The organism is Streptomyces sp. NPDC013187 (assembly GCF_042899705.1).
GTDB lineage: Bacteria > Actinomycetota > Actinomycetes > Streptomycetales > Streptomycetaceae > Streptomyces > Streptomyces hawaiiensis_A.
This window is the reverse complement of the sequence record NZ_JBIBAF010000002.1, coordinates 301,536-319,101: the sequence shown is the minus strand read 5'-3', so window position 1 is coordinate 319,101 and position 17,566 is coordinate 301,536. Positions and strand designations below refer to the sequence as shown.

Here is a 17,566-nt window from a genome sequence, read left to right as displayed (position 1 = left end):
GAGTTCCCGGCCATGACGAAGATCGTCAACCACTGGATCGGCGGCAAGACCGTCGAAGGCGCCTCGGGCACGCACGGGCCGGTGACCGATCCGGCGACCGGCGAGGTGACGACGAAGGTCGCGTTCGCCTCGGTCGACGAGGTGGACGCGGCGGTCGCCGCCGCCAAGGAGGCCTACCTGACCTGGGGCCAGTCCTCGCTGGCTCAGCGCACGTCGATCCTGTTCAAGTTCCGCGCCCTGCTGGACGCCAACCGGGACGCGATCGCCGAGCTGATCACCGCCGAGCACGGCAAGGTCCACTCCGACGCCCTCGGCGAGGTCGCGCGCGGCCTGGAGATCGTCGACCTGGCCTGCGGCATCAGCGTGCAGCTGAAGGGCGAGCTGTCCACGCAGGTCGCCAGCCGCGTCGACGTGTCCTCGATCCGCCAGCCGCTCGGCGTCGTCGCGGGCATCACCCCGTTCAACTTCCCGGCGATGGTGCCGATGTGGATGTTCCCCATCGCCATCGCGTGCGGCAACACCTTCGTGCTGAAGCCGTCCGAGAAGGACCCGTCGGCGTCCGTCAAGCTCGCCGAGCTGCTCGCCGAGGCGGGCCTGCCCGACGGTGTCTTCAACGTCGTCCACGGCGACAAGGTGGCCGTCGACCGTCTCCTGGAGCACCCGGACGTCAAGGCCGTCTCCTTCGTCGGTTCGACCCCGATCGCCCGGTACATCCACACCACGGCCTCCGCGAACGGCAAGCGCGTCCAGGCCCTCGGCGGCGCCAAGAACCACATGCTGGTCCTGCCCGACGCCGACCTCGACGCGGCCGCCGACGCCGCCGTCTCGGCCGCCTACGGCTCCGCCGGTGAGCGCTGCATGGCCATCTCCGCGGTCGTCGCCGTCGGCTCGATCGGCGACGAGCTGGTGGAGAAGATCCGCGAGCGCGCCGAGAAGATCAAGATCGGCCCGGGGAACGACCCCGCCTCCGAGATGGGCCCGCTCATCACCAAGGTCCACCGCGACAAGGTCGCCTCCTACGTCGAGGGCGCCGCGGCCGAGGGCTGCGAGGTCGTCCTGGACGGCACCGGCTTCACCGTCGACGGCTTCGAGGACGGCCACTGGATCGGCATCTCGCTGCTCGACAAGGTGCCCACGTCCGCCAAGGCCTACCAGGACGAGATCTTCGGTCCCGTCCTGACCGTGCTCCGCACGGAGACCTACGAGGAGGCGCTGGACCTGATCAACGCCTCCCCGTTCGGCAACGGCACCGCGATCTTCACCCGGGACGGCGGCGCGGCCCGCCGCTTCCAGCTGGAGGTCGAGGCCGGCATGGTCGGCGTGAACGTCCCGATCCCGGTCCCCGTCGGCTACCACTCCTTCGGCGGCTGGAAGGACTCGCTCTTCGGCGACCACCACATCTACGGCAACGACGGCACGCACTTCTACACCCGCGGCAAGGTCGTCACCACCCGCTGGCCGGACCCGGCCGACGCCCCGGCGGGCGTGGACCTGGGCTTCCCGCGCAACCACTGACCGGTATCGGCCACTCTTCACCGGGCCGGGAGTCGATCACGGAGACTGTGGGACATGCACACACCGATGCACCCTCCCGCGGAAACCCCCACGACCCTGGGCGAGCAGCTCCTGCTCCTGTCGCTGGACGACGAGTCCGGCGCGGCGAAGGAGTCGGCGAAGGTGGCGCCGGCGATATCCGCCGCCCTGCTGGTGGAGCTGGCGCTGGCCGGCCGGATCGACGTGACCGACGACAAGGTGACGGTCGTCGACGCCACGCCGCTGGGCGAACCCGCCCTGGACACGGCACTCGCCGACATCGCCGGCCGGGACAAGCCGGGCAGGACCAGGGACTGGATCACCCGGCTGAAGGCGGACGCGGCGGCCTGGGCGAACCGGGGCCTGATCGAGAAGGGTCTGGTCCGGGAGGAGAAGAAGAAGGTGCTCGGCCTCTTCTCCGTGCGCCGCTATCCCGAGGCGGACGGTTCGGCGGAGGCGGCGGTACGGCAGCGGCTCGACGAGGTCGTCCTTCGAGGAGCGGCGCCGGACGAGCGTACGGCGTCCCTGGTGGCCCTGCTGCACGGGGCGAAGCTGCACCGGCTGGCCTTCCCGGACGCCGACGCGCGTGAGGTCCGGGAGGCCATGGAGGCCATCTCCCACGGCCAGTGGTCAGCGACGGCGGTGCGCCAGGTCGTGCGGGCGGCGGAGGAGGCGCTGGCGGTGATCGTCGCCGTGACGGCGACGACGACGATCGTCGCCGGCAGCTGACGACAGCGGACAGCCCCTCCCCGGATCACCGGGGAGGGGCTGTCGAGACCCCGCTGCCGCGGGGGGAGAGGCAGGAGGGGCCGGTCCCCTGTGCTCGGCCGAAGGTGGCAACGGGGCAGGTCCGCCTGTGCTCGGCCGAAGGGGACTACAGGGGGCACGGACGGATACCGGGCGGATCTGCGTGAGGCGCCCGGCCGTCGGCGGCCCGCCCCGTCACAGGTACCGGAGGGGGCTGCAGTCGGTGTGCTGCGTGTCGCGGCAGATCTTCAGCCAGGTCGTTCCCAGACCGCCCGGCTTCTGGAAGCGGACCGGGACGGAACCCGCGCCGCACTGCGTGCCCATCTTGAACGGCGGCCCCACGGTCAGGTCCACCGTCCACTGGATCCAGAGCGTGTAGCACCCGGAGCCGGTGTTGCGGAGTTCTCCCTCGACGGCGGTGTCGGGCCATATTCCACCCGAGTCCACGGACCGGGTCGTTCCCGACGCGGTGGCCGTCGCGTGGGAGACGGACCACCCCTCGGCCGCGTGGGCGGTCGTGCCGTGGGCGGAGACCGCCAGGGCGAGCAGCGCAGCGCCCGCCAGAGATTTCATCGTGCGTGACATGGGTCCGATCCCTTCTGATGTGCCGGATGTCCCGGGGGCGGCTCCGAAAGGCCGCCCTCGGCGGACGACCGTGGCGTGGGCCAGCGAAGACAGGGCGTGCCGTCCTCACTGAGTGCTTCCGCCAGCAGGTCGCAGTAGTGCCGCAGGTCCTCGTGCCAGCCGACGAACGACGCGAAGTCCCGCATGTGGACGGCCAGACGGAGGGTGGCCGCGCGTGCGGTGCCCGGCGGGACGGCGGCGGTGCCGTCGCCGCCGGTGTAACCGCGGAGCAGGGCGTGGGCCGCGACCGGGTAGTCGACCCGCGGGCCCTTTCCGGCGGAGCCGAGGCCACGGGCTGCGGCGGCGCGCAGTTCGTGCAACTCGCCGAGGGTCCAGCCGAGATCGAGGGCCGGGTCGCCCCCGGTGACCTCCTCGCCGGTGAGCAGGGCGGTGCGGCCACCGGTGGCGGAGGGGACCAGCCAGCCGGTGCTGGGCGCTCCGTGCAGCAGGACCGCGCCGCCTCCGGGGGGCTCGTCCGCGGCCCGTGCCCAGTCCGTCAGCCGGGACCACAGTGAGGGACCGAGCCGGGCTCGGGCCAGCGTGCGCAGCCGGGACGTTCCTGGAGCGTCCTCGTCTCCGGAGAGCCAGGCCGTGAGCCGTCGCACTCCCTGGTGGGGCGGCCGCTCGGGGAGGTCCCACGGCTCCTGGTGCAGCCTTCGCAGGGTCCTGCCCAGATCCGCCAGCGCGTCGATCGAGAGCCGGAAGGCGGTCTCGTCGCCGGAGGGCAGCAGCCGTGCCACCGAGACGGCGCCGGGCACGCGGTAGAGCACGCCCGAGTCCGGCAGGGTCGACCCGTCCCGCGCGGAGCCGACGGCCCGTTCGCCCAGGGCGAGCCGGGCGCCGCGCGGCGCTTCGGCGGTGCCGCGGGCCCCTGCCGTGGCCGTAGCGACGGCCCGGTCGACGCGGCGCAGTGCCGTGCGGGCCTCCGCCGGGGGGAGGCGCTGCGAAGTGGTGTGGGCCGGCCCCGGGGCACGCAGCCAGCTGAATCCCGCGTCCCCGTGGTAGCGCACGGTGATCCGCAGATAGCGGGTCCCGTACTCACGTACGGTGACGGGCTCCGTGCCGGGAGGCCGTCCCGTGTCCGTCGGCCCCGCGGGCACCGCCGGCCCGGAATCGACCGGCTCAGCCACTGTTCCGCCGCCCGACCGCCTCGATGATCTCCCGGGTGTCCCGCAACGCCGCTGACTGCCCCTCGGTGAACAGCACTCCGGCGCAGTTGAGAATCACTTCGTCGACGCCGGCGTTCCGGTACTTCTCCAGCTCTGCGGCGATGTGGTCGGCCGAGCCGTACAGGTACGTGCCGCTGTCCACCAGGGCGGCGGCACCGGCCACCGGGTCCGCCGGGTCGACGGGCACGCCGGCCCGGCGCAGCATGTCCGTGTAGTGCTCCATGGTGAGGTGCCCGGAGGTGGCCGTGTGAGCGAGCACGTGCGGGTCCCGGCCCTCGCGCTCCACCGCGACATGGACGACGGTCGCGACCCGGCAGCGGGTGTCCCTGTCCCTGTCCTTGGCCCCTTCCTCCAGGGCGGGCAGCAGGGTCTCGGCGACATAGGCGGGCGGGGTCATCCAGGTGATGGCGACGTCGGCGACGCCGCCGGCGGTCCGGGCCATGTTGGGGCGCAGCACGCCCACGCCGACCTCCACGTGCGGATGCTCCATGGGGATCAACCGGCCCTGCAGGCTGTGGTAGTCGCCCGCGTGGTCGACGATCTCCCCGTCGAGCAGGGCCCGAACGGTGCGCAGGTAGTCCGCGGCCATCGTGCGCGGGCTGGTGTACGGGCGTCCGTTGAGGCTGCGGACGAACGCCGTCGAGCCGACGCCGTAGCCGGCCACCACCGGCAGGCCGGTCAGCAGGGCGAGCGAGCGGGCCTGGAGGGCGGCCTCGTACGGATGGCGCAGCGGCATCAGGGTCACGCTGAGGCCGACGGGGACGCGTAGCCCGGCGCCGGCGAGGTGCGCGAACGCCTGGTGCGCCTCCACCTTGAGCGACTGCCCTGTCCACAGGCGGCGCACTCCGGTGTCGCGGACCAGCTCGGTGTGGGGCCGCAGGGAGTCCGGGGTCTCCGGCATGTTCGGCACGAGCACGCTCGGGAGCACGTTGTCGGCGGTCACGGCTGGACACCTTCCTTATGTCGCTGGTGCTCTGACATCTGCCGGAGCTGTTGCTGTTCCTTGACGAACTGTTGTGTTTCTACTACGTTTTTTCCATGAGCCCAGTGAGTCATCGCGAGGGAATGCAGATCTACAACCAGCTGAGAGTGCTCCGCGCCGAGCGTGGCCTCAGTCGCGTCGCGCTGGCCAAGCTGGTGGAGGTGCACCCGCAGACCATCGGTGCCATCGAGCGGGGTGACTACTTCCCGAGTCTCGACCTGGCGTTCCGGCTCAGCGACGTGTTCGAGCTTCCGGTGGAAGCGATCTTCAACCGCAAGCCCTTCGCCCCCCTCTCCGCCCAGCTGTACAACAAGGAGGACCGCTCGTGAGTCGGCAAGGTGTCAACGGGACGACGGATCTGGCGCGCAGCCCCATGCGTCCTGTGGCGCTCTCCCTCTGTGTGCTGAGCGCGGTCATGATGGTGCTGTCGCTCATCTCGGACGGCAACGCGTTCTCCGACTCGTGGTGGCTCGTGGCCTTCGTGCTCTGGCTGCTGCTCTGGGGCGTGCTGCGCTCGATGACCCGCGGAGTGGCCGAACGGCCGCAGGTGGGACTGGACGAACGCGAGCGCGGGTTGCGCGACCAGGTCTCCTTCATCGGCTACCAGTGCGCGGTCGGCGCCGGCATGGTCGTCGTGCTGCTCATGGTCGTCTTCCAGAACCAGCCCGACATGATCGAGCGGATGCCCGCGCTGCTGACGAGCCTCATGCTCACCGCGTCCGCCGTCCCCTCCGTCATCCTGGGAATGTCCGGCGTGGGCGTCGAGGACGCCGACGAGGACGAGGACGAGTGATTCGGCCGGCGCGGAGCGGGAATCAGGTTCTCGTGCGACAGGGCGGGTGCCCACCGATTGCGGCGGTGGGCACCCGCCCCCTTTTTCTCAGCGGGTCACGCGGTTCAGCAGGAGTGGTCGAAGGTGTTGTCGACCGAGACGGCCGAGACGGCGGACGCGGCGGAGATGCACGCCTGCGACGACGTGGTGATCGTGATGGTGGCGGCCGGGGCCTCCACGGCCGGGACGATCTCGTCGGCGGCGGCGTAGGTGGAGTAACCGCTGATGAGGGACTGGGTGTTCATGTCGACTCCCGTTTTCTCGGATTTTGATGGCGACCGGATCGGCGATTTCGGCAACCGCGCTCTCCGGCCGTGGCAGAACCATTCCTCGAACGGAGTCGTGATGGCAACGGAGTTGACCGCATGCGGACACTGTCCGCAATCGGTCAACGTCCCCTGTTGAGCCGGTACTTGACTCGGTCCTATGCTCGCCGGGATGAGCCGAGATCAGCTGCATCGCTTGGTATTGGACAATGGTCTTCGGGTGTTGCTGGCGCCGAATCCCGTGGGCGCTTCGATCGGTGTCGCTGTGCACTACGGCGTCGGTTTCCGCACGGAACCCGAGGGGCGCACGGGCCTGGCGCATCTCTTCGAGCACCTCATGTTCCGCGGGGGCAGGGGCGCCGAGCCCGAGGGTTATCTGCCACGGGTGCAGCGCGCCGGCGGTTTCGGCGACGCCCGGACCCGCCAGGACGTGACGGTTTATCACGCCGCCGGACCCGCCTCCGCACTGGAAATGCTGCTCGCGCTCGAAGCGGACCGAATGCGCTCGCCCTGTATTTCCGCGCGAAACCTCCGAACACAGACCGCGGTGATCGACGAGGAGATCCGGCTCATGGTCCGCAATCGCCCTTACGGAACTCATCCCTGGGCGCTGCCGCGCGCTCTGCACCGGCGCTCGGAGAACGTGCGGGACGGGTACGGCGAAACCGTCGACCTCGCCGCCTTCGACATTGCTTTGTGCGAGAGGTTTTTCGCCGACCATTACGGTCCCGGAAATGCCGTGGTGACCGTCACCGGTGCCTTCGACCGCCACACGGCGGAACGTCTTGCACGCCGGCACTTCGAGGACCTGCCGGCGCGTCCGACGGTGCGATCGCCCGATCCCCACGAGCCGATGCCGGGGGAGGAGCGGCGGCTGACGGTCGTCGACCCGCACGCCGGTTCACCCGCTGTGGCGGTGGGCTACCGGATGCCGGACCCGGTCACCGAGCGCGCCGACTACCTCGCGCACCTCGTCCTGGCGGCGCTGCTCGGACAGGGCAGACACGCCCTGCTGCGCCGAGGTCCGACCGCGGCCGCGGGGGCGTCGAGCCTCTCCGTGGGCTGCGGTCTCTTCGGGCTGCCACTGGACACGGTGGGGCCGGATCTGCTGACGCTGTTCGCCGTGCACGAGCACGAGCGAGGCGCTGAGCACGTCCTGGACGCGCTCGACGGCACGCTGGAAGCGCTGGCGACGAACGAGCTCGCTGCCGGGCGGTTGCGTGCCACGACCGCCCGCTGGGCCGCCGGGGCGATGCGCGAACTCGGTGATCCGGGTACCCGGGCGCAGTTGCTCGGCCTGCGCGAGACGCTCTTCGGCGAGGCGGAGCTGACCCACGCGCTGCCCGAGCTCGTACGCGCCGGCGTGACCGGTGAACAGGTGAGCCGGGCGGCCGCCCGGCTCAGGTCCTCCCACCGGGCGGTCGTGCGCTTCGTGCCAGGACGCCAGGCCGTGCCGCGGGACATCGCACGGGAGGCGACGGCATGACCGGTGCTGCGGCGAAGGAACTGCCCGGGTACGGCAGCCGGCCGGAGGCGGGTGTCGCTCAGGGGCGGCTGCCGCTGCCCGATGCCGACCTCACCCTCGGCAACGGACTACGGGTCGTGGTGTGTTCGGCTCCCGTCGTCCCCCTGGTGGAGATCCGGCTCACCGTCCCCTACGCCGCCACGGCACCCGGGGAGGTGGCGCACTGCCAGCTGCTGGCCGAGCTCCTGCTGCGCGGCACCGCCCACCGGAGCGCCGACGACCACGACGCGGAACTGGCCGGACACGGCGCCACCCTGGACGCCTCCGCGGACGCCCGCAAGCTCACCGTCACCGGTCACACCATGGCCGACGGCCTGCCCGCCGTGCTCGCCCTGCTGGCCGAGGCCGTCGGCGGGCCCCGGCTGACCGAGGATGCCGTCGCCCCCGAACGCGAACGGCTGGCACGCCGCATACGGCTGGCCACCCACCAGCCGGCGGCGCTCGCACAGCACGCACTGCTGCGGCGGAGGTACGGCGAGGAGAGAGCCGCCCGCTGGCAGCCGACGCCCGAACAGGTGGCCGCCTGCACGCGGGACGACCTGGCTCGCGTGCACGCGCGGCATCTGGGCGCCAGGGGCGCGGTGCTCGTGCTGGTCGGAGACCTGCAGCCGGAGGAGACCCTGGCCTCGGTCACCGAGCTGTTCGAAGCGTGGAAGCCAGGGCCCGAAGGCGACGTACCCGAGGTGCCGCCGTGGTTCCCGGGCGGGCCCCTGCGGCAGGTGGACCGGCCCGGGGCCGTCCAGAGCGTGATACGGCTGGCCGCCCCCGCCCTGCCCCGAACGGACCCCGGCTACCCGGCCCTGCACCTGGCCCAGTTGGTCTTCGGCGGGTCCTTCGCCTCGCGGCTGGTCACGCGCCTGCGCGAGGACAAGGGGTACGCCTATCAGCTCGGTTCGGGTGTGGAGTCGGTGCCGGGCGCATCGACGCTGATGGTCGAGGCCGACACCGCCGCCGAGCACACCGTCGCGGCTCTCGCGGTGATCAGGGAGGAACTGGAGCGCATGGCCGCCGATCCGCCCTCGGCGCGGGAGATCGACGCCGCCAGGAGTTACGCGGTCGGTTCCACCGCGACGGCGATGTCGTCACCGGCAGCCTTGGCCTCCGGGCTGGCGAACCTGCTGCATGTCGGGGTCGGTGCCGACTGGTTGCACGACTGGGGGCCGCTGCTGGACGGCGTGTCCCGCGACCAGGTCGGCGAGGCGGCCCACCGGTTCTTCCGGCCCGCCGGTTTCACCGGGGTGGTCGTCGCCGACGAGACGGCGGTGGTGCCCCTGCGCAGGGGCACCACCGGCGAACTGAGCTTCTGACGGCCCGAGGGGCTGTGCTTCCGAGCGACCACTCGGAAGCACAGCCCCTCGGGGCGAGCCGATCGGGCGGGTCAGCCCCGGCTCTTCTTGATTCCCGCGACGACGGCGACGACAACGGCGATACCGACGGCGATCCAGAGGGCGGTGCTCATGAGGTGCTCCTTCAGGTTTTTTCGGCAGGGGGTGGGCGGGGGACAACAGGGACGGCGGGGCACAGGAGAGGGTTGGCGGGGGACAACAGGGTCGGCGGGGCACAGGAGAGGGTTGGCGGGGACAGGAGGAGGTCGGTCGGGAACAGGAGGGGGTCGGTCGGGGATGGGGAACTAACGCACCCGCAGCGCCTCGGCGAGCGGTACCCGGGAGCCGCTGCGCAGCACGCTGCCCGCGTACATACGCCCGGCGACGCGGGTCATCCCCACCAGCGCGGCGACCGCCAGCACCAGGGAGAGAGCGACCTGCCAGGCGGGGGCGGTGCCCAGCAGCATGCGGGCCGGCATCAGGATCGGGCTGAGCGGCGGTACGAGCGACAGCCACTCGATCAACGGGTCGTGCGCGTCCTTGCTCAACAGGGCGATGCCCAGCACGAACGGCGTGGTGATGAGCAGCATCACCGGTTGCACCACCCCTTGCAGGTCCTCCTGCCGGGAGACCCGGGCGGCGGCTGCGGCCAGCAGGGCTGCGAAGAGGAAGAAGCCCAGCAGGAACCAGACGCCCATCGTCACCAGCGACCCGCCCACCGCACTCGGCAGGGTGAGGGCGCCGGTGCCCTGTGCGAGCGCCACCGCGGCTCCGCCGAGCAGCAGGAGCTGGGTCAGGCCGGCCACCGCGACACCGATGAGCTTTCCGGCGAGGAGCTGCCAGGGGCGGATGGTGGAGAGGAGCAACTCCACCACGCGGCTGCTCTTCTCCTCCACCACGCCCTGCGCCAGGGTGATCCCGTAGAAGACGAAGAAGAAGTACAGCAGCCCGGTGGAGGAGACGATCAGCGCGAACTGCTCGGCCGCGCTGTTCTCCGACGGCTCGAGTGCGTGGACCCGCACCGTGGACGATGCCACGCGCTCCCTGAACTCCACAGGGTCCACGCCGGCGCGTTCGAGTTCCCGGGTGGTGCGCTCTTCGGCGATCGTGGCGCGCACGACGCCGAGCAGGTTCTCGTCCGCCTCGTGTTCCACGGAGAGCGTGAGCCGCCCGTCGGTGCCGCCGAGCACGGCGGAGAGGTCCCCGTCGCGCAGCATCCGGTCCGTACGGTCGCCGTCGACGGTGACGAACTCGAAGTCGCCCCCGGCCTTTTCGGCCACTGCGGCGAGCACCGGGCGCATCGCCGCGACCTCCCGCTCGACGCCGACCCTGGCCGGACCGTCCTTGGCGAGGAGGATCACGAGGGCGTAGACGCCGAGGCCGAGCAGGAGCCCCAGGGTGCTCAGGACGAAGGATCGGGTCCGCATCCGGCTGTTGATCTCCCGCCGGGCGACCAGGCCGACGGCCCGGCGGGCCGGCAGCGCGCCGGTGCCGTTCCGGGGGCCGGAGGCGCCCCCGCCCGAGGCGGAGGTGCGCTCCCCGTCCGGGACCTGTGGGCCGTGCGTGCCGCCCGGTGCTGGTGCCACTGTGTTCATGTCTCGTCCCCGTCGGTTCCGTTCACTGTCGTCGCGACGCCTGCCGTGGTGTCCGTCTCCGACGTCCGTCCGGTGTCCTCCCCGTGTGCGCCGGTTGCGGTGAGCAGGTCGCGGTACAGGTCGGACAGCGGCGGTCGTTCGGACACGAAGGCGAAGACCGGCCCGGTGGCCAGCGCCGCGTGCAGGACCCGCTGGTCGTCGGCACCCTTGGCCAGGCGAAGCCGCGTACGGGAGCCCTCGCGGCTCACGACCGACACGCCGCGCAGCCCCGCGGCCCAGTCCTCGCCCGCCTCCGGGGCGTCGACCAGCAGCCGTCGCTCGGTGTTCTCGCTCAGCTCGTCGATCGTGCCGCAGGCGATGAGGCGCCCGCCCGAGACGATGCCGACCCGGTCGCAGACGCGCTCGACGAGCGACAGCTGGTGACTGGAGAACATGACGGGCACCCCGTCGGCGGCCCGTTCGACGAGCACGTCGTGCATGACGTCCACCGCCACCGGATCCAGGCCCGAGAACGGCTCGTCGAGCACCAGCACCTGAGGGTCGTGGACCAGTGCCGCGGCCAGCTGGACCCGCTGCTGGTTGCCGAGGCTGAGGTTCTGGACCTCCTCGGAGGCGTATCGGGAGAGCTCCAGCCGCTCGACCCACCGGTCGGCCGCCCTTCGCGCTGCGGCCGACGGCAGGCCGTGCAACTCGCCCAGGTACCGCAGGTGTTCGCCGACCTTCATCCGTGGATACAGGCCGCGCTCCTCGGGCATGTAGCCGAACTGCCTGCGGGCGGCGAAATCGACCGGGCGGCCGCGCCAGCGGACCTCTCCCTCGTCGGGTGTGAGGACGCCGAGGATCATCCGCATCGTGGTGGTCTTGCCCGCCCCGTTGCTCCCCACGAAGCCGAACAGCTCACCGGCGTGGATGCCGAAGGCCATGTCCGCGACTGCCTGACGTCTGCCGTACCTCTTGCGCAGGCCGTCGACCTCCAGCACAGGCGCAGTCATGCCGTACCTCCAGAGCGATGTACCAGAGTGATGCACTAACTCGATGAAGTATTGCGTTAACACATCACTCCGTCAAGGTAGTCATACGTTCTGCCGCTCTACCACGTAGACGTGCTTCTCTGAATGAACCGTGACCGGGCTGCGGTCCCAGTCCGCCCAGCGGTCCATCACGCGCAGTCCCGCGAGCCGGGCCATCACGTCGAATTCCGCAGGCCAGGCGTACCGGCTGACCTCGGGCACCTTCCGCAGCCCGCCGGCGCTCATGATCGTGTGGACGACCAGGACGGACTGGAGCGACTGGTTCACCTGGATCGTGTCGAGCAGCAGCGCGTCCGGCGCCAGATGACCGACCCGGGTCGTCGCCTCGGTGAGCCGGTGGTACACCTGCGGGTTGTAGGTCTCGAAGACCGCGACACCGTCGTCCGCGAGCGCGTCGTGAATGCCGCGCAGGCAACTGATCTGCTGTTCCTGGGTGGGCAGCATGAAGAAGGTGTTGAGCGCGGTGAGCACCAGGTCGTAACGCTCCTCGACGGCCAGCGCGCTGAAGTCGCCCACCGCGGTGGTGACACGGCCGGTGGAGTCGTTCTCGTGAAGTTTCGCCAGCATCGCGGGGGACGCGTCCACTCCGTGGACCCGATAGCCGCTCCCGGCCAGCGGGATGGCCAGCCGGCCGGTGCCGACCCCGAGTTCGAGCAGAGAGGCCGGGGCGGGGCGCAGCTCCTGGAGGAAGCCGACCATCGAGTCGATGGCGGGGCCGGCGGCGGGATAGAGCGAGTCGTAGACGTCGGCCAGCGACTCGCCGTACGCGCTGCTGTTCCCGCCCGGTGCGGCGCTCCCGCCGGAAGTCGCCTCGGCGCCGGTCGGCCGGTCTGTCTCGGTGGTCATCGTGCTGCCTCCGTGCGGTGTCAGGTGGATACGGTTTCCGGCTCGTGCCCGTCGGGGCCGCTGAGGGCCGGTTCCTCCAGCGCCGCCCGCAGCCGGTCGGCCGCGGACAGCACGTCGGGAAACGGCGCGGGCGCCCACGCCTCGCGTCTCCCGCTGGTCGTGCTGCGGCCGGGGTGGGGCGTCACGACGACCACGTTGTGACGCGCGCGGAGCTTGGCGGCGTGCTCCGCGTACGCCGCGCTCTCCGCGCCACCGGGCGGCAACGCGGGCGCCAGCGCGATCGCCGCCCGCGTGCACTGCAGCGCGAGGAGCGAAGGCGAGTCGCCCAGCCCCAGAGCAAGCCTGGCCAGGTAGTTCAGCGTCGCCGGGAAGACGACGACCGTGTCCGGCCACTCCGCGAGGTCCACATGCCGCGCCCTCGGCTCCGGCTCGTCGGGCCACCGGTCCGCCTGCACCTCACAGCCGCCGATGGCGGCCAGCGACTCCCGGGTGACGAACCTGCCGGCCGCCCCGGTCAGTACGTACCGCACCTCCGTCCCGGGGTGCCCGATCTTCAGCCAGCTCGCCCAGAAGGGCAGATGCGCGGCGGTGACCGAACCCGTCCCGATCACCAGCAGGCGCCGCGCCCCCACCGGCTGGACCGCGGTCGCCGCGCCGCTCACCGGACCACCGCCCCGACCGCCGGCGTGGCCGGCGCCCGCTCGCCGCCGGCCGGCTGCCGGACACCGCCGCCGCGCAGCGACTGTCCGTGCACCAGCTCCTGGTACAGCGCGGAGCGCGTCAGCAGCTCCTCGTGGGTGCCCCGGTCGACGGTGCGTCCCTCGTCCACGACCACGATCAGATCGGCGTCCTGCACCGTGGAGATACGGTGCGCGATCACGAGCACCGCGCGCTCCTCGGCGAGGGTGCGCATCAGGGTCCGCAGCCGTTCCTCGTTCTCGCTGTCGAGCTGGGACGTCGGTTCGTCGAACAGGACGACGCGCGAGTCCCGCAGCAGGACGCGCGCGGCCGCAAGCCGCTGCCGCTGACCGCCGGACAGATCCTCGGCCCGTCCCAGTTCGGTGTCCAGGCCGTCCGGCAGCGCTTCCACGGCCTCGCGCAGTGCCAGTGCCTCCAGCGCCCGCCACAGCTCCGTCTCCGGCGGGGCACCCGATGCGTCGTCCCGTCCGAGCAGGAGGTTCTGCCGTACCGTGCCTTCCACGAGGGTGAAGCTCTGGTCGACGTAGCTGATCGCGCCGCGCAACTGGTGCAGGGGCCACTGCTCGACAGGCAGTCCGCAGACGGCGATTCGGCCGGACTCCGGCAGAAGGAAGCGTTCGGTGAGGCCGAGCAGCGTTGTCTTTCCTGCCCCCGACGGCCCGACGATGGCGGTGAGCCCGCGCGTCGGGGCCGCGAACGTCGCCTCGTGGATGATGGTGCGCCCGCTGTCCCGGTAGGTGACCGACTCGAACTCCACCGCGGGTGCGATCGGTGACGGAACGACCGGGGAGAGGCCCCCGGGATGCTCCGGGGCGATCGTGAGCACGCTGTTCAGGCGGGCGCGCGCCGCCAGGCCACTCTGCATCCTGGCGACTCCCGAGACCAGCAGGGTCAGCGGCGCCACGAGTTGCAGCAGGTAGACGATGAAGGCGGCGAACTCGCCGATGCCCAGGGCGCCGGAGGCGAGCCGGGCGCCGCTGGTGACCATCACCGCGACGATCGACAGCTGCTGGCCGAGCTGCATCGTGGGTCCGACCAGGGCGGTCACCCGCGCGACCGACACGGCGGCCGTGCGGGCGTCCTCGATGCTGTGGCCCAGTGTGGCCGCCACCTGGCGTTCGGCGAGGAACGCCTTGACCGTGGGCAGTGACAGCACGGCCGCGGTCATGTTCTGGGACATGGTGCCGACGGCGTTCTGCTGGCGCTCGACACCGCTGCGGATCGACCGTACGCACAGGAAGATGCCGACGCCGGCGATGGTGAACGTGGCGAGCACGACGAGCAGCAGGACTCCGTCCAGCAGGCCCATGGCGATCAGGGTGCCGACGGCCAGGAACAGCGAGGACGGGATCTGCGCCACGCCGACGTCCACGACGGACCGCAGCTGTGTGCTGTCCGAGGTGGCCCGGGCGACCAGGTTGCCGGCCCCCTCCCGCCGAACCCGTCGCAGCGGGAGGGTCAGAATGTGCGAGGCGATGCGGAACCGAGCCTCGGAGACCAGGCCCTCACCCGCACGGGCGAGCAGGTAGGAGGACCCCGCCGACGCGAGCCCGGCGCCCACCGCGAGGCCCGCCATCGTCAGCAGCGGACCGACGGGACGTTCGTCCCCGGCGAGGGCCATCACCAGGTCGCGCACCTGAAGGGGGAGGACGAGGGTGGCGGCGGCGGAGAGCAGGCTCAGCACCACCGCGGCGGCGACGGTCGCCCTACGGCCCTTCAGGAGCTGTGCGAAGACACGCAGTTCGTCCGTGCCGTCCGGGCGTGGTGCTCTGGCCATGGTGAGGGACCTCCTGCAGTATGCGGTGACGTCCGGCCGGCCGTCGGAGGCACGGCGGACGGCTCAGATCGTGGACCGGAGAGCCGTCTTCCACGGCCAGTCGTCCGAGTCGAGATTGCGGGCGGGGTCGGCGGGGTCCACGTTCGCCGCGATGCACGCGGAGGCCAGTTCGGTGGCCGTCGGACGCTCACGGTGCCGTTCCGCGGCGTCCACGAAGGCCCGCGCGACCACATGCGCCCGGTGCTCGCCGAAGCTCAGGGCGCGCATGCCCGTCCGCTCGTCCTTCGGCTCCCACGCGGCCGTCACACCCGGCGCCAGCACATGGGCGAAAGCGGGGGCGGGCCCCTCCGGCAGAGCCGTGGCCAGGGCGCTTTCGACCACCGTGTCGACGGCGTCCCAGGAACCCGAGTTCAGATAGACGACCATGCCGTCGTTGCGCGGCAGACTCGCCGGATTGGAGATGATCTTCGCCCGGTAGGTCGCGGAACGGCCCTCCAGAGCGCTCAGCACGGCATGCCACAGCTCGGGCGCCGCGTCGGGGTCGGCCACCCTCAGATACAGCCGCAGCAGAGCCCCGCCGCCGGTGGCACGGCCTGCGCCGCTGTCCACGAGGAAGAACCCGGGAGAGACCAGGGGGCGGGCCGACGGGAGGTTCATCCGCACCACCGGGCGGGCGGGATCGCCCGCCGTACGCCCGCTGTCCCGCAGCGTGACCGAGTCAGGTACGTTCACGCGCAGGCCGTCGATCTGCACGACCTGCCGGCCGGCAGCCGTGCGCTGCCCGGTGAGGATCCCCGCGGCGACCGTCTCGCGGTGCGGAGTCGCCTGTGCCAGCCGCGCCTCGAAGTCCGGCGCGCGCAGGGTCCTGGGCGCCTCGCGGTCCTTGACACCCCGACCGGTGTGCAGCACTTCGTACAACGTGCGGGCCAGCAGGAAGCGCATCGCCGACGCGGACTCGGCGGTCACCTCGTCGTCGCGCACCCATGCGGTCCTGCCGTCCGGCGTGATCGTCACGTCCTCCAGCGCCCGGCGGAGCCCGGCCGCGAGCTCCGGCACCGCTGCTTCCCCGGCGTCGGCCTGCCCCGGCCGGCGCTCGGCCGCGACGGTCTGCCCGGCACGCGTGCTCATGCTGCCTCCCCGAGTCCGACCGTGGAGACGAAGCTCCGCGGATCCAGTAGTGCGGTCCTGCCGATGCCCGCCGCCGCCCGGACGATGGCCGACAGCCGGCCGCTCTCCCTGGTCGAGGCGATCAGACGGTCGATCAGGTGCCATCCGGCGTAGGACGTGGCACGCACCACGAACCCGTCGTCGTCGGGTCCGCCGCCCTCGCGGTAGCCCCGGTGGAAGGCGGAGATGAGAGGAAGCACCCGGGTCAGCTCCTCGGTGCCCCGCGCCACGACCTCCTCGTGGGTGAGCACGGCCGAGAACGCGTCGTCCGTCTCCTGCGCGGGAATGCGCAGCACCGCACGGTGCAGCCACTCGCCGACGTACGACCCGACATCGCGTGCCGGGTCGCCGAGCCGGAACTCCTCCCAGTCGTTGACGTAGAACGCCGTGTCGGTGATCAGGAACTGATCCAGCCGCACATCTCCGTGGATGGGCACGCGTGCGGCCCCGGCCTCGGTCGCGCGCAGCCGCTCCAGCTCCTCGACCAGCGGGGCGTCGCGCTGTAGCAGCCCCCACGCCTCGACGAAGGCACCGGTGGCGTTGACGTAACTCTCCAGCGGCAGGGACCGCAGGTCCTCGACCGGTGGGTACGGATGGGGATCCGCTTCCGGGAAATCCCCGGCCGAGTACGGGAGCCCGTGCAGCGCCGCCAGCGTCCGTCCGGCTTCGGCGGACATGGACTCGGTGAACTCCTGGTCCGCGGCGAGCTCGCTGCCGGACCTGATGCCGTCGAGCATCCGGAACACCAGCAGCCGCTGCTCCTCGTCGCCCCCGAGAAACTCGGGGCGAGGGAAGGGGCGTTCGCCCTCCCGCGCGAGGCGCTCGAAGAGCAGGATTCTCCGGTACCGCTTCAGGGATTCCTTGGGGTTCCCTTTGAGTCTTTTCGCGAATACCGAGTTTCCGGTGTCCGTGATACCTGACCAGTTCTCGTTCCGGCCGGGATAGGAGTAGATCTCCGAGGCGTTCAACGATCCCAGCCCGAGCCGGTTCAGCAGCTGTTCGACCGATGAGTCCACGGGACTGTCGACAGCCGACGCGGAAGACCGGCCCTGCGGATATGCAATCTTTTCTCCTGCCACATGGGCTTTCTATCGCGGGGCGCCGACGCCGGACAACGAATTGACCGGCATCGGCCACCGCCGGCGGGACCCCGGTGTGGCGGTTCGCGAGGCCGCCCGGCGGTGACAGGTCACGGAGCCGGGCGCGGTGAAGCGGGGCGCGGCGAGGTGGAAAGAGGGGCGGCGGGTGACGGTTTCCTCCGCTAACCGTCACCCGCCGCCGCATCGACCTGCCGGCCGTGCGCTCCCGGCTCAGATGATTCTTCGACGCACGGCCCACACCACTGCTTCTATGGGGGTTTCCACGTCGACGCGGTCGCAGATCGACCGAAGTTTACGACGGAGTGTGCGGTCGCTCATGTCCATGCGTCTGGCGACCTGCGTCATGGT

17 protein-coding genes are annotated in these 17,566 nt (G+C 71.5%); 6 read left to right on the top strand and 11 right to left on the bottom strand.

Features of this window, described 5'->3' with window-relative positions:
• The first annotated feature begins 12 nt into the window (after positions 1-12).
• The gene (mmsA, locus tag ACFY5B_RS04580; protein ID WP_389964422.1) at positions 13-1,515 is read left to right on the top strand and encodes a CoA-acylating methylmalonate-semialdehyde dehydrogenase; all 1,503 of its coding nucleotides are present in this window, start codon (positions 13-15) and stop codon (positions 1,513-1,515) included.
• Between the two features lie 54 nt (positions 1,516-1,569).
• Positions 1,570-2,262 (top strand): GPP34 family phosphoprotein, encoded by a 693-nt coding sequence (locus tag ACFY5B_RS04575; RefSeq protein WP_389964419.1) that lies wholly within the window; start codon positions 1,570-1,572, stop codon positions 2,260-2,262.
• 213 nt (positions 2,263-2,475) lie between these two features.
• Here ACFY5B_RS04575 and ACFY5B_RS04570 read toward each other — a convergent pair whose 3' ends face one another.
• Genes ACFY5B_RS04570 through ACFY5B_RS04560 form a run of 3 tightly spaced genes read right to left on the bottom strand, consistent with a single transcriptional unit; the run spans position 2,476 to position 5,016 of the window.
• Complete coding sequence (locus ACFY5B_RS04570; protein ID WP_389964416.1) at positions 2,476-2,865, bottom strand: hypothetical protein; 390 nt, start codon at positions 2,863-2,865, stop codon at positions 2,476-2,478.
• On the bottom strand, positions 2,850-4,034 hold the full coding sequence (locus ACFY5B_RS04565) for a phosphotransferase family protein (RefSeq protein ID WP_389964413.1): 1,185 nt from the start codon (positions 4,032-4,034) through the stop codon (positions 2,850-2,852). The genes ACFY5B_RS04570 and ACFY5B_RS04565 overlap by 16 nt, the downstream gene beginning before the upstream one ends.
• On the bottom strand, positions 4,027-5,016 hold the full coding sequence (locus ACFY5B_RS04560; protein WP_389964410.1) for an LLM class flavin-dependent oxidoreductase: 990 nt from the start codon (positions 5,014-5,016) through the stop codon (positions 4,027-4,029). The genes ACFY5B_RS04565 and ACFY5B_RS04560 overlap by 8 nt, the downstream gene beginning before the upstream one ends.
• A 95-nt stretch (positions 5,017-5,111) precedes the next feature.
• Here ACFY5B_RS04560 and ACFY5B_RS04555 point away from each other — a divergent pair, with 95 nt between their 5' ends.
• Together ACFY5B_RS04555 and ACFY5B_RS04550 are read left to right on the top strand one after the other, a co-directional pair.
• Positions 5,112-5,384, top strand: coding sequence for a helix-turn-helix transcriptional regulator (locus ACFY5B_RS04555; RefSeq protein ID WP_097216740.1), 273 nt, complete (start codon positions 5,112-5,114; stop codon positions 5,382-5,384).
• Positions 5,381-5,848 carry a hypothetical protein gene (locus ACFY5B_RS04550; protein WP_389964406.1) on the top strand — a complete coding sequence of 156 codons (468 nt, stop codon included), beginning with the start codon at positions 5,381-5,383 and terminating at the stop codon, positions 5,846-5,848. The genes ACFY5B_RS04555 and ACFY5B_RS04550 overlap by 4 nt, the downstream gene beginning before the upstream one ends.
• A gap of 104 nt (positions 5,849-5,952) precedes the next feature.
• Here ACFY5B_RS04550 and ACFY5B_RS04545 read toward each other — a convergent pair whose 3' ends face one another.
• The gene (locus tag ACFY5B_RS04545) at positions 5,953-6,132 is read right to left on the bottom strand and encodes a hypothetical protein (RefSeq protein ID WP_159030605.1); all 180 of its coding nucleotides are present in this window, start codon (positions 6,130-6,132) and stop codon (positions 5,953-5,955) included.
• Positions 6,133-6,313: 181 nt separating this feature from the next.
• Between ACFY5B_RS04545 and ACFY5B_RS04540 the strand changes: the two genes are divergently transcribed.
• Positions 6,314-7,639, top strand: coding sequence for a M16 family metallopeptidase (locus tag ACFY5B_RS04540; protein ID WP_389964403.1), 1,326 nt, complete (start codon positions 6,314-6,316; stop codon positions 7,637-7,639).
• A complete protein-coding gene (locus ACFY5B_RS04535; protein WP_389964400.1) occupies positions 7,636-8,985 on the top strand; it encodes a M16 family metallopeptidase in 1,350 nt (449 codons plus the stop codon). The genes ACFY5B_RS04540 and ACFY5B_RS04535 overlap by 4 nt, the downstream gene beginning before the upstream one ends.
• A gap of 323 nt (positions 8,986-9,308) precedes the next feature.
• Here the strand turns inward: ACFY5B_RS04535 and ACFY5B_RS04530 are convergent, their stop codons facing one another.
• The 7 genes from ACFY5B_RS04530 to lxmK form a co-directional block, all read right to left on the bottom strand.
• Complete coding sequence (locus ACFY5B_RS04530) at positions 9,309-10,598, bottom strand: ABC transporter permease (RefSeq protein WP_389964397.1); 1,290 nt, start codon at positions 10,596-10,598, stop codon at positions 9,309-9,311.
• Positions 10,595-11,590, bottom strand: coding sequence for an ABC transporter ATP-binding protein (locus tag ACFY5B_RS04525; RefSeq protein WP_389964394.1), 996 nt, complete (start codon positions 11,588-11,590; stop codon positions 10,595-10,597). Before ACFY5B_RS04525 ends, ACFY5B_RS04530 begins: the two co-directional genes overlap by 4 nt.
• Before the next feature lie 81 nt (positions 11,591-11,671).
• Entirely contained in the window at positions 11,672-12,475 is an 804-nt protein-coding gene (locus tag ACFY5B_RS04520) for a class I SAM-dependent methyltransferase (protein ID WP_389964391.1), read from the bottom strand.
• A gap of 20 nt (positions 12,476-12,495) precedes the next feature.
• Positions 12,496-13,137, bottom strand: coding sequence for a flavoprotein (locus ACFY5B_RS04515; RefSeq protein ID WP_389964388.1), 642 nt, complete (start codon positions 13,135-13,137; stop codon positions 12,496-12,498).
• Positions 13,134-14,951, bottom strand: a complete 1,818-nt coding sequence (locus ACFY5B_RS04510; RefSeq protein ID WP_389964385.1) for an ABC transporter ATP-binding protein — start codon at positions 14,949-14,951, stop codon at positions 13,134-13,136. The genes ACFY5B_RS04515 and ACFY5B_RS04510 overlap by 4 nt, the downstream gene beginning before the upstream one ends.
• A 63-nt stretch (positions 14,952-15,014) precedes the next feature.
• A complete protein-coding gene (locus tag ACFY5B_RS04505) occupies positions 15,015-16,079 on the bottom strand; it encodes a T3SS effector HopA1 family protein (RefSeq protein ID WP_389964382.1) in 1,065 nt (354 codons plus the stop codon).
• Positions 16,076-17,134, bottom strand: a complete 1,059-nt coding sequence (gene lxmK, locus ACFY5B_RS04500; RefSeq protein WP_389964379.1) for a class V lanthionine synthetase subunit LxmK — start codon at positions 17,132-17,134, stop codon at positions 16,076-16,078. Before lxmK ends, ACFY5B_RS04505 begins: the two co-directional genes overlap by 4 nt.
• Positions 17,135-17,566 lie beyond the last annotated feature (432 nt).

Excerpts from the sequence above, each read along its gene's own strand:
- ACFY5B_RS04530 (WP_389964397.1), bottom strand. The coding sequence starts at position 10,598 with ATGAACACAGTGGCACCAGCACCGGGCGGCACGCACGGCCCACAGGTC.
- ACFY5B_RS04505 (WP_389964382.1), bottom strand. The coding sequence starts at position 16,079 with ATGAGCACGCGTGCCGGGCAGACCGTCGCGGCCGAGCGCCGGCCGGGG.
- ACFY5B_RS04575 (WP_389964419.1), top strand. The coding sequence starts at position 1,570 with ATGCACACACCGATGCACCCTCCCGCGGAAACCCCCACGACCCTGGGC.
- ACFY5B_RS04570 (WP_389964416.1), bottom strand. The coding sequence starts at position 2,865 with ATGTCACGCACGATGAAATCTCTGGCGGGCGCTGCGCTGCTCGCCCTG.
- ACFY5B_RS04520 (WP_389964391.1), bottom strand. The coding sequence starts at position 12,475 with ATGACCACCGAGACAGACCGGCCGACCGGCGCCGAGGCGACTTCCGGC.
- ACFY5B_RS04525 (WP_389964394.1), bottom strand. The coding sequence starts at position 11,590 with ATGACTGCGCCTGTGCTGGAGGTCGACGGCCTGCGCAAGAGGTACGGC.
- ACFY5B_RS04510 (WP_389964385.1), bottom strand. The coding sequence starts at position 14,951 with ATGGCCAGAGCACCACGCCCGGACGGCACGGACGAACTGCGTGTCTTC.
- ACFY5B_RS04555 (WP_097216740.1), top strand. The coding sequence starts at position 5,112 with ATGAGCCCAGTGAGTCATCGCGAGGGAATGCAGATCTACAACCAGCTG.
- ACFY5B_RS04545 (WP_159030605.1), bottom strand. The coding sequence starts at position 6,132 with ATGAACACCCAGTCCCTCATCAGCGGTTACTCCACCTACGCCGCCGCC.
- mmsA (WP_389964422.1), top strand. The coding sequence starts at position 13 with ATGACGAAGATCGTCAACCACTGGATCGGCGGCAAGACCGTCGAAGGC.
- ACFY5B_RS04540 (WP_389964403.1), top strand. The coding sequence starts at position 6,314 with ATGCTCGCCGGGATGAGCCGAGATCAGCTGCATCGCTTGGTATTGGAC.
- ACFY5B_RS04535 (WP_389964400.1), top strand. The coding sequence starts at position 7,636 with ATGACCGGTGCTGCGGCGAAGGAACTGCCCGGGTACGGCAGCCGGCCG.